The following is an 8,993-nucleotide window of genomic DNA, read 5'->3' as shown; positions in this document are numbered from 1 at the left end:
CATCGATGGTACGGCGCACCGCCGCACCGCCTGCGAGCTGCGTCAGGCGGCGGTGGCGCGGACGTACGCCACGCACTCGTCGTGCAGCGTCGACCACTGCTCACCGAACGCCTTCTCGGAAGCCGCGTCGATGGTCCTGCCGTCGTGCACCACTGTCTTGAAGAAGGTGAGCAGCCGCAGCGGCCCGTACCTGTCGACGAGGTGCCGAACGGCCAGGTAGCCGATGCCGTAGCTGGCGGCGACCCGTTCGGCGGAGGCGTCGTCGGCGGGGTTGACGCCCTCCAACTTGCCGTCCCAGCCGCCCCGGACCATCTTGCGCACGTCGGCGATCCCCTCGTACCGGTCGACCGCCTGGCCGCCGGCACCGGCGAACTCGGCCAGGCCCTCGACCAACCACCAGGTGAGCTTGCCCGGGTAGCCGCGCTCCGGCAGCGACGCCGCGTGGGTCAGCTCGTGCCGCAGCAGGTCGTCGGTGCCGCTGTTGGTGAGCCCTTCGGCGTTGAGCACCACTTCGTGGTGGCCGCCGCCCACCGTCACCGCGTAACCGCCGGTCCATTCCGGACGTTCCCCGCCGTACCAGCGTTGCCACTCGGTGCGCCCGGCGTAGAAGATCCGGTACCGGTCCGGCGGTGAGCTGGTCACCGCGTACCCGTCGGCGACCTTCGCCGCCGCCTCGGCCTGCGCGAGCAGGCCGGGCAGCTTGCCGCGCAGGGCCGGGGTGGTGGCGACGATGGTCCGCGCGCCGATGGCGACCGCCAGGTCGCTGATCTCCCACGGTCGGGTGCCGGTCTCCACCGACTTGGATTCCTCCATGGCGACCATCCGGGGCTGGTCGCCGTTCTCCCGCCACCGGGTGCCGATCAGCACCGGGCTGGGCCGGCAGTTCGGCGTGACGAAGCAGTACTGGAAGCGCACCAGCAGCCGCCACTCGCCGGGCTTGCCGATGATCGGCACGGGCAGGCCACTCGGCTCGGCCCGCCAGCCGGTCACCTTGAGCTCGCGCAGTGCGGCGAAGCGTCGGCGCAGGTCGTTGTGGGCGGCGGGATCGGCGACAGCGAGGAACCCGGCGCGGTCGCCGCCCAGGAGCGCCGCTGACTGCCGGTGGAGCTGGGCGGTGATCCGGTCGGACAGCCCCCGGGCCACGGCGGTGGCCGGGTCGTCGGCCGCCGAGGCGCCGACCCGGCTGACAGTGGCGCGCGAGCCTGTCTCCCGGATCACTCCGACGACGAGCGCCGCCGGCAGGCCGCAGCCCAGCAGCAGGACGACCACCACGAGCACCGTCCACAGCGGCCAGAGCCGCCGCGGTGCTGGCTGCTGCACCTCGTCAGTCACCCGCCGAAGGGTACGACCACTACCTGGACGCGGCGAGGCCGCCCCGGGCCGATCGGCCCGGTGGCTCGTTCACCCGCCGGTGCGCGGCCAGGAGCGGAACGAGATGTCCATGCTCGCGACCAACTGGTGGTACGAGCGGTCGACGTCACGGGGCAGACCGAAGCCCCCCGCGGCCTCCAGGGTCACGAAGCCGTGCAGGGCGCTGCGCAGCGCGCGGGTCGCGTCCACCGCGTCGTCCCCGGTGAGCCCGTACCCGCGCAGCACCGCGAAGACGGCACCGACGGCGCGTTCGCCGGCCTCGACGTGTTCCGGGTCGGCCGGGTCCGGCACCCGCTGGGTGGTCGGGTAGCGGCCGGGGTGCCGGAGGGCGTAGCCACGGTAGGCGTCCGCCATGGCCCGGAGCGCGTCCCCACCGGAGCGGCCGACGGCGGCGGTGGTCATCTCGGTGGCCAGTTCGGCGGTCGCCAGGGCGGCCAGTTTCTGGGTCAACGCGTCCGCCCCCCGTACGTGCTTGTAGAGGCTGGGCAGCGCCACCCCGAGCCGGCTGGCGAGCGCGGCGAGGGTGAGCTGCTGGAAGCCGACCTCGTCGGCCAGCCGGGCCGCCTCCCGTACGACGGTCTGCTGGTTGAGGCCGACCCTAGGCACCGGCACACACCGCCAGGAAGCCGAGCAGCTCCTCGGCGGTGCGTTGCGGCCGGTCGGCGTGCGGGTAGTGGCCGGACTCCTCGATCATCCGAGCTTCGGCGGTGCCGAAGAGCCGCCGGGCGGCCCGCGCCTCGGCTCCCGGGTCGGGGAAGTCCGGGTCCTTGGAGCCCATCAGCACCAGCACCGGTTGCCGCACCTGCGGGGCACGGGCGGTCCAGTGCGGCTCGGCCGGTGCGATCACGCCGCGCGTCGCGGCCATCCGACCGGGCTCGCGCAGGTTGGCCACCATCGAGCGGCGGTACGCCGCGTCGTCGACGGGCCGGTGCACCGGGAAGAGGGTGTTGTGGAACATCCCGAACAGTCGAGGGCTGTGCAGCACCGACCACATCGCCATCCGCAGCAGCGGGTTGAGCTTCGGCTGACCGACGAACACGCCGATCTGCACGATGCCGGTGACCAGTTCGGGTGCGTCGGTGGCGGCGAAGACCACCGCCGCCGCGGCGGACGAGCTGCCGACCAGCACGGCCGGACCGGCGTCGAGGTCGCGGACCACGGCCAGCAGGTCCGCGCCGACCTCCGCCGGGGCGTACGTGGGCCAGCCGGCGCTGGACTCGCCGTGCCCCCGGACGTCGACCGAGGCGACCCGGTGACCGGCGGCCACCAGCAGCGGCACAAGGTGCCGGAAGCTCGCCCTGTTCTCGCCCATGCCGTGCGCGAGGACCACCAACGGCCCCTCGCCCCGCGCCTCGTACGCGATGTGTCCACCGTCCCGCCGCACCTGGCTAGCTGTCATAGCCTTAAAGCTAAGCTACTTAGCCAAGCTTGGCAAGCAGGACACCCGAAACGGGCCGGCAGTGACCCGAGGGGTCACCGCCGGCCCGTCGGCCGAACCGGGGGATCTACTTCTTGGAGATCAGGGCACGGCCGAAGAAAACCAGGTTGGCGGGGCGCTCGGCGAGCCGGCGCATCAGGTAGCCGTACCACTCGTCGCCGTACGGGACGTAGGTGCGCACCGTGTAGCCCTCGCCGGCCAACCGGGCCTGCTCCTCGGGGCGGATGCCGTAGAGCATCTGGAACTCGAAGCGCTCGGGACCCCGGTCGAACCACCGGGCCCGGTCCTCACCGATGGCGATCATCCGCGGGTCGTGGGTGGCCAGCATCGGGTAACCGTCGCCGGACATCAGGATGTTCATGCAGCGCACGTACGACTTGTCCACCTCACGGGCCGACTGGTACGCCACCGACTCCGGCTCCTTGTAGGCGCCCTTGCACAGCCGCACCCGCGACCCGGCCGAGGAGAGCTCCCGGCAGTCCGACTCGGTCCGCCGCAGGTACGCCTGGAGCACCGCGCCGGTCGACGGGAAGTCCTTGCGCAGCCGGCTCAGCACCTCCAACGTCGAGTCGGTGGTGGTGTGGTCCTCCATGTCCAGGGTGACAGTGGTGCCCGCCGCGTCGGCCGCCGCGCAGATCGCCCGTGCGTTGTCATATGCCAACTGCTCGTCGAACATCTGGCCGAGGGCGGAGAGCTTCACGCTCACCTCGGCGGCCGGGGTGAGCCCAGCGGCGCCGAGCATCTTCAGCAGTTTCAGGTATTCGTCCCGGGTGGCGGTGGCCTGCTCGGGGCGGACGGTGTCCTCACCGAGGTGGTCGAGGGTGACCGCGAGGCCGTCGTCGACGAGCCCGCGGGTCGCGCGCAACGCGTCGTCGGTGGCGGCGCCGGCGACGAACCGGCGGACGACGTCCCGGGTGTACGGGGCAGTCGCGACGAGCCGCTCGACCTGGGATGACCGGGAGGCGGCGAGGATGACGGAACGGAGCATGAGCCGAGCGTAACGCCCCTGCGAGGGGCCCCGCCGAGGGGCGGCCGGGCCACCTCGGCCCGGGGGCGGGGCGGCGGCGGTGGCGTCGATCGGCTACAACGATGCCGTGGAACAACGCCCCCGCCGCCGACTCCGCTCGGCCTCCGTGCAGCTCGGCGCGCTCACCGCTCTCGCGCTCGCTCTCTCCGGCTGCAACATGACCTCGGACGACGACGATGACGACGACTGCGCCCTCGGGCCGGTCGGCGGTGGCGGCACCGTCGCGCTGGCGATGCGGGTCAGCGACCCGGCCGCCGGTCGCTCCGCCCCGGAGCCGACCACCGCCGCCCTGCCCGAACGCGGTGGATTCGGCACCCACCTCGCCGCCTGCGGCGGCTGACGTGCGCCGCGAGACGGTCACGCCGCGCCCCGACTGGGACGCCACCATCCGGTCGCAGGGTCTGGTCTACGTCGACACCGAGCTGCCCGACGGCGGGATCATGTCGTACTGGGACGAGACCGCCGCGTACGCGTTCGACCTGGACGAGGTGCTGCGGTTGGAGGAGGCCACCGAGGAGCTGCACCGGATGTCGGTGGCCGCCGCCGAGCACGTGGTGACGCAGCGCCGGTACGCCGAGTTCGGCATCCCGGAGTGGGCGGCCGAGGCGGTGGCCCGGTCGCTGCGGGAGGCGCCACCGACCCTGTACGGGCGCTTCGACCTCGCGTACGACGGCACCTGGCCTCCGAAGATGTTGGAGTACAACGCGGACACCCCCACCGCGCTTGTCGAGGCGAGCATCATTCAGTGGTACTGGCTGGAGCAGACCCGGCCGGAGCTGGACCAGTGGAACAGCCTGCACGAGCGACTGGTCGCCGCCTGGGCCAAGATCGGGGCAGGGTTGCACGACCCCCTGGTGCACGTGCTCTGGTCGAACGAGGAGGAGTCCGGCGAGGACCACATGACCGCCGGCTACCTCGCCGAGACCGCCCGGCAGGCCGGTCTGAGCGTCGAGCTCCAACCCATCCAGGAGATCGGCTGGGACGGCCGACGCTTCGTCGACGCCGACGACCGGCCGGTGACCACCTGCTTCAAGCTCTACCCGTGGGAGTGGATGCTGGCCGAGCCGTACGGGCCGGCGGCCCTGGCCCCGGGCACCCCGACCACCTGGATCGAGCCGGCCTGGAAACTGCTGCTCTCCAACAAGGCGCTGCTCGCTGTCCTCTGGGAGCTGTACCCCGGCCACGAGTACCTGCTCCCGGCGTACCTCGACTCGCCGCGCGGCATGCCGGAGTACGTCGCCAAGCCGCTGCTCGGCCGCGAAGGCGGTTCGGTACGCATCGTCACCGCCGATGAGGAGATCACCAACCCGGGGATCTACGGCGACGAGGGCTGGTGTTACCAGGAGTTCCGGGCATTGCCGCAGTTCGCCGGCAACCGGATGGTGCTGGGCAGCTGGATCGTCGACGGCGAGTCGGCAGGCGTGGGCGTGCGGGAGAGCGCCAGTCTGATCACTGACGGCTACGCGCGGTTCCTGCCGCACTACATCGACGCGCCGCGCACCCGCTGAGTCGTCTACCGTTGGGGGTGTGAACTTCGACGCGTACGCCCGGACCGGCGTTGACCTGGTCAACGCCCGCCTGGACGACCTCGACGACCTGCGGGCCCTCTTCACCGACGACCACGGCTGGATGCGCGACGAGGTCGCCGACCGGGACGTTGCCATCTTCCGCCGGGCACAGAAACGGTTGCGCGACGTCTTCGAGTACGGCACCTCGGGGCGCGACGCACAGGCGGTCACCGAGCTGAACGCGCTGCTCGAGGCGTTCCCGGTGCAGCCGCGCATCTCCGGGCACGACTCCAGCGACTGGCACATGCACGTGACCAGCCGGGGCGCCTCGGTCAGCGCCGAATACCTGGCCGGCGCGGCCTGGGGGCTGTCGGTCTGGCTCTGCGAGTACGGCAGCGCCCGGTTCGGGGTCTGCGCCGACGAGCGGTGCGGCAACGTCTACCTGGACACGTCGTCCAACTGCTGCCGGCGGTTCTGCTCGGAGCGCTGCGCCACCCGCTCACACGTCGCCGCGCACCGGGCCCGTAAGCGGGCGGCGGTCGGCGAGCAGGTGACTGTCGCTCCGCAGCAGACCTCCGCCACCGACTCCCTCTCACCGGTCAGCTGACCGACACCGCCCGGTCGTGGGCGGGCGGGTCAGGCGTCGACAGGTGACGGCGCGGTCAGGTGCTGGCGGGCGAACTCCAGCGCGGCGCGCAGGTCCGCCTCGCGCACCGCGCGGCTCTTCGCGCCCCGGGTGGCGACCTCCACCGCCACCGCCCCGGTGAAGCCCCGGCCCGCCAGCGAGGAGAGCAGCTCCCCGCAGGGCTGGGTGCCACGCCCGGGCACCAGGTGCTCGTCGCGGCCCTCGCCGGTGCCGTCACCGAGGTGCACGTGCGCCAGCCCGGCGCCCATCCGGTCGGCCATCTCCAGGGGGTCGCTGTGCGAGGCCGCGCAGTGCGACAGATCCAGGGTGTACGACGGGTAGCCGGCGTCGGTCGGGTCCCAACCGGGCACGTACGGGACGAACTGCCGGCCCGCCATCCGCACCGGGTACATGTTCTCCACAGCGAAGCGCAGCCCGGTGAACCGGTCCGCGACGGTGGCCAGACCCTCCGCGAAGTTGCGCGCGTAGTCGCGCTGCCAGGTGAACGGTGGGTGCACCACGACGGTCGGCGCGCCCAGCGTCTCGGCCAGCTCGGCGGCCTTGCGCAGGCGCTCCCACGGGTCCGGGCTCCACACCCGCTGGGTGACCAGCAGGCAGGGCGCGTGCACCGAGAGCACCGGCACGTAGTAGTGCGCGGAGAGGCCGCGCAGCGCACCCGCGTCCTGGCTGACCACGTCGGTCCAGACCATCACCTCGACGCCGTCGTAGCCGAGCGCAGCGGCCAGTTGGAACGCCGCCGCGGTCGGCTCGGGAAAGACCGACGAGCTGGACAGGAGCACGGGAACGCGGGAAGTCACATCAGTCAGCGTAGCCCGGCAGCGCCGGGGGCATCGTGACGAGCGCCGGCAAACCGACCGAAAACGGCCGCCGGATCAGATCGGCTCCAGTTGATCGAGTCGACGGAGGATGACGCCCTCCCGCAGCGCCCACGGGCAGATGTCCAGCGAGTCCAGATCCAGGCGGCGCATCGCCGCCTCGGCGACCATGGCACCGGCCAGCAACTGGTGGGCCCGACCCGTGCTCACCCCCTCCAACTCCATCAACTGCGCCGGTGGGATGTGCCGGATGAAACCGATCACCTGCCGCAGACCGGCCCGGGTGAGGCTGCGTCGCGCCCACAGCCCGGCACCGGACGGGGCGGCCCCGGCGAGTCGAGCCAGCGTGCGGAACGTCTTCGAGGTGGCCACCGTCCGGTCCCAGCCGACCTGGGTGACCTGGTCGACGACCTTGTCCAGCCGGCTGTCCACGTACTCCCGGAGCTTCTCGACGGCCTCCGCCGACGGCGGGGCCGCGCTCGCCGGGTCGACCCGCAGCCGCTCGCGGGTCAGCCGGCCGGCACCGAGCGGCAGGGAGACCGCGACGTCCGGGTCCTCGTCGATGCCGGCGGCGATCTCCAACGAGCCGCCGCCGATGTCGAGCACCAGCAGCCGGCCGGCCGACCAGCCGAACCACCGCCGGACTGCCAGGAACGTCGACCGCGCCTCGTCCGCCCCGGAGAGCACCGCCAGGCGTACGCCGGTCTCGTCCCGGACCCGGGCCAGCACCTCGGCCGCGTTCGTGGCGTCGCGCACCGCGGACGTGGCGAAAGCGATCAGGTCGTCGGCGTCCAGCCCGGCAGCCGCCGCCTTGGCCATGCCCACAGCCTTGACCAGGCCGTCGGCGCCCGCCTCGGTCAGCGCGCCGTCGGGACCGATCTGCTCGGCCAGCCGGAGCACCACCTTCTCGGAGTGCGCGGGCCACGGGTGTGCGCCGTGGTGCGCGTCCACCACAAGGAGATGCACCGTGTTGGATCCGACGTCGAGGACACCCAGTCGCATGGTGAAGACAGTAGGCGCAACACGTTTGCGCGGCTCACCGGCCTGCGGACGTCACCGCGCGTACGCTGGGCCGAGTGACGATGGAGCTCCGTGTGCTGGTGGACGACCCGGGTGACCCGCGCAGCCGCGAGGTGCCGCTGGACTTCCCTCGGGAATGGATCGAGTTCACCGACCCGGCCGACGAGACGCACCTGATCCGGGCCGACCTGACCTGGCTGCTCTCCCGCTGGACCTGCATCTTCGGCAAGGGCTGCCACGGCATCATCGCCGGCCGGGCCGCCGACGGGTGTTGCTCGCACGGCGCGTTCTTCACCGACTCGGACGACGAGAAGCGGGTTCGCAACGCCGTCCGGCGGCTCACCCCGTCGACCTGGCAGCACTTCCGGCGCGGGTTCAAGAACTGGACCGACGAGGACACCATCGACGGCAAGAACCCGGCCCGCCGCACCGCCACCCAGAGCCCCGACGCTCCGTGCGTGTTCCTCAACGACGCCGACTTCGCCGGCGGTGGCGGTTGCGCCCTGCACGCCCAGGCGCTGCGCGACGGGGTGCACCCGTTGGAATACAAGCCGGACGTCTGCTGGCAACTGCCGATCCGCCGCGATCAGGACTGGGTGAAGCGACCGGACGACAGCAAGGTGCTGGTCTCCACCCTGTCCGAGTTCGACCGGCGGGGCTGGGGAGCCGGCGGGCACGACCTGGACTGGTGGTGCACCTCCTCGACGGACGCGCACGTCGGCACCGAGCCGATGTACCTGTCGTACGCCCCGGAGTTGACCGCGCTGATCGGCGCTGCCGCCTACGAGCGGCTGGCCGAGCTGTGCGCGACCAGGACGAAGCAGGGCATGGTCGCCCCGCATCCGGCCGACCAACTCTAGCGGATCTTGGCAGCATTCCCGCTGCCCCGGCGGTCGTCGCTCAGCGCAAGGCGGCGTCGACAAGCGTGCGAGCGCTGCGCTGGGCCGCGTCGGCGATCAGGGGGTCGCCGTCCAGCACACCGGCGACGAGCCCGCCGTCCAGCAGCAGGGTGAGCTGCTGGGCGAGCAGTTCCGGGTCGGCCGCGCCGGCCCGGCGGGCCAGCTCGGTCACCCAGGCACGGACCACGGTCTTGTGCTCGACCGTCCGGGCGTGCACCGGCCCAGCGGCGGACGACTCGGCTGCGGTGTTGATGAACGCGCAGCCGTGG

Annotated in this window: 10 protein-coding genes and 1 pseudogene; 4 read left to right on the top strand and 7 right to left on the bottom strand. The window is 72.4% G+C overall.

The window, feature by feature from the left end:
• Positions 1 to 42 precede the first annotated feature (42 nt).
• The 4 genes from ABZ749_RS21705 to ABZ749_RS21690 all read right to left on the bottom strand — a co-directional run bounded on the left by ABZ749_RS21705 (position 43) and on the right by ABZ749_RS21690 (position 3,797).
• Positions 43 to 1,332 carry a hypothetical protein gene (locus ABZ749_RS21705; protein ID WP_357230341.1) on the bottom strand — a complete coding sequence of 430 codons (1,290 nt, stop codon included), beginning with the start codon at positions 1,330 to 1,332 and terminating at the stop codon, positions 43 to 45.
• A gap of 69 nt (positions 1,333 to 1,401) precedes the next feature.
• The gene (locus ABZ749_RS21700) at positions 1,402 to 1,977 is read right to left on the bottom strand and encodes a WHG domain-containing protein (protein WP_357230339.1); all 576 of its coding nucleotides are present in this window, start codon (positions 1,975 to 1,977) and stop codon (positions 1,402 to 1,404) included.
• A complete protein-coding gene (locus tag ABZ749_RS21695; RefSeq protein ID WP_357230337.1) occupies positions 1,970 to 2,770 on the bottom strand; it encodes an alpha/beta hydrolase in 801 nt (266 codons plus the stop codon). The genes ABZ749_RS21700 and ABZ749_RS21695 overlap by 8 nt, the downstream gene beginning before the upstream one ends.
• A gap of 106 nt (positions 2,771 to 2,876) precedes the next feature.
• Positions 2,877 to 3,797 (bottom strand): proline dehydrogenase family protein, encoded by a 921-nt coding sequence (locus ABZ749_RS21690; protein WP_091402747.1) that lies wholly within the window; start codon positions 3,795 to 3,797, stop codon positions 2,877 to 2,879.
• Positions 3,798 to 3,903: 106 nt separating this feature from the next.
• On the opposite strand from ABZ749_RS21690, the gene ABZ749_RS21685 reads away from it, so the two are divergent.
• Genes ABZ749_RS21685 through ABZ749_RS21675 form a run of 3 tightly spaced genes read left to right on the top strand, consistent with a single transcriptional unit; the run spans position 3,904 to position 5,951 of the window.
• Positions 3,904 to 4,176 (top strand): hypothetical protein, encoded by a 273-nt coding sequence (locus ABZ749_RS21685; protein ID WP_357230335.1) that lies wholly within the window; start codon positions 3,904 to 3,906, stop codon positions 4,174 to 4,176.
• 1 nt (position 4,177) lies between these two features.
• Positions 4,178 to 5,344: a glutathionylspermidine synthase family protein gene (locus tag ABZ749_RS21680; protein ID WP_357230333.1), complete on the top strand. Its 1,167-nt coding sequence runs from the start codon at positions 4,178 to 4,180 to the stop codon at positions 5,342 to 5,344.
• Between the two features lie 19 nt (positions 5,345 to 5,363).
• Positions 5,364 to 5,951, top strand: a complete 588-nt coding sequence (locus ABZ749_RS21675; protein WP_357230331.1) for a CGNR zinc finger domain-containing protein — start codon at positions 5,364 to 5,366, stop codon at positions 5,949 to 5,951.
• A 29-nt stretch (positions 5,952 to 5,980) separates the two neighbouring features.
• Here the strand turns inward: ABZ749_RS21675 and ABZ749_RS21670 are convergent, their stop codons facing one another.
• Together ABZ749_RS21670 and ABZ749_RS21665 are read right to left on the bottom strand one after the other, a co-directional pair.
• On the bottom strand, positions 5,981 to 6,787 hold the full coding sequence (locus ABZ749_RS21670; RefSeq protein WP_357230329.1) for a sugar phosphate isomerase/epimerase: 807 nt from the start codon (positions 6,785 to 6,787) through the stop codon (positions 5,981 to 5,983).
• Between the two features lie 75 nt (positions 6,788 to 6,862).
• Complete coding sequence (locus ABZ749_RS21665; RefSeq protein ID WP_357230327.1) at positions 6,863 to 7,807, bottom strand: hypothetical protein; 945 nt, start codon at positions 7,805 to 7,807, stop codon at positions 6,863 to 6,865.
• A gap of 80 nt (positions 7,808 to 7,887) precedes the next feature.
• Between ABZ749_RS21665 and ABZ749_RS21660 the strand changes: the two genes are divergently transcribed.
• Positions 7,888 to 8,685, top strand: coding sequence for a hypothetical protein (locus ABZ749_RS21660; protein WP_357230343.1), 798 nt, complete (start codon positions 7,888 to 7,890; stop codon positions 8,683 to 8,685).
• Between the two features lie 40 nt (positions 8,686 to 8,725).
• On the opposite strand, the pseudogene ABZ749_RS21655 reads toward ABZ749_RS21660, so the two are convergent.
• Positions 8,726 to 8,993, bottom strand: a pseudogene (locus ABZ749_RS21655) (TetR/AcrR family transcriptional regulator); the annotation flags it as partial.

The sequence above is a fragment of the Micromonospora sp. NPDC047753 genome, from assembly GCF_040642735.1.
Lineage (GTDB): Bacteria > Actinomycetota > Actinomycetes > Mycobacteriales > Micromonosporaceae > Micromonospora.
This window is presented reverse-complemented; position numbering and strand designations above follow the sequence as displayed.

Coding starts and splice junctions, on each gene's coding strand:
- ABZ749_RS21695 (WP_357230337.1), bottom strand. CDS start 2,770: ATGACAGCTAGCCAGGTGCGGCGGGACGGTGGACACATCGCGTACGAG.
- ABZ749_RS21690 (WP_091402747.1), bottom strand. CDS start 3,797: ATGCTCCGTTCCGTCATCCTCGCCGCCTCCCGGTCATCCCAGGTCGAG.
- ABZ749_RS21665 (WP_357230327.1), bottom strand. CDS start 7,807: ATGCGACTGGGTGTCCTCGACGTCGGATCCAACACGGTGCATCTCCTT.
- ABZ749_RS21660 (WP_357230343.1), top strand. CDS start 7,888: ATGGAGCTCCGTGTGCTGGTGGACGACCCGGGTGACCCGCGCAGCCGC.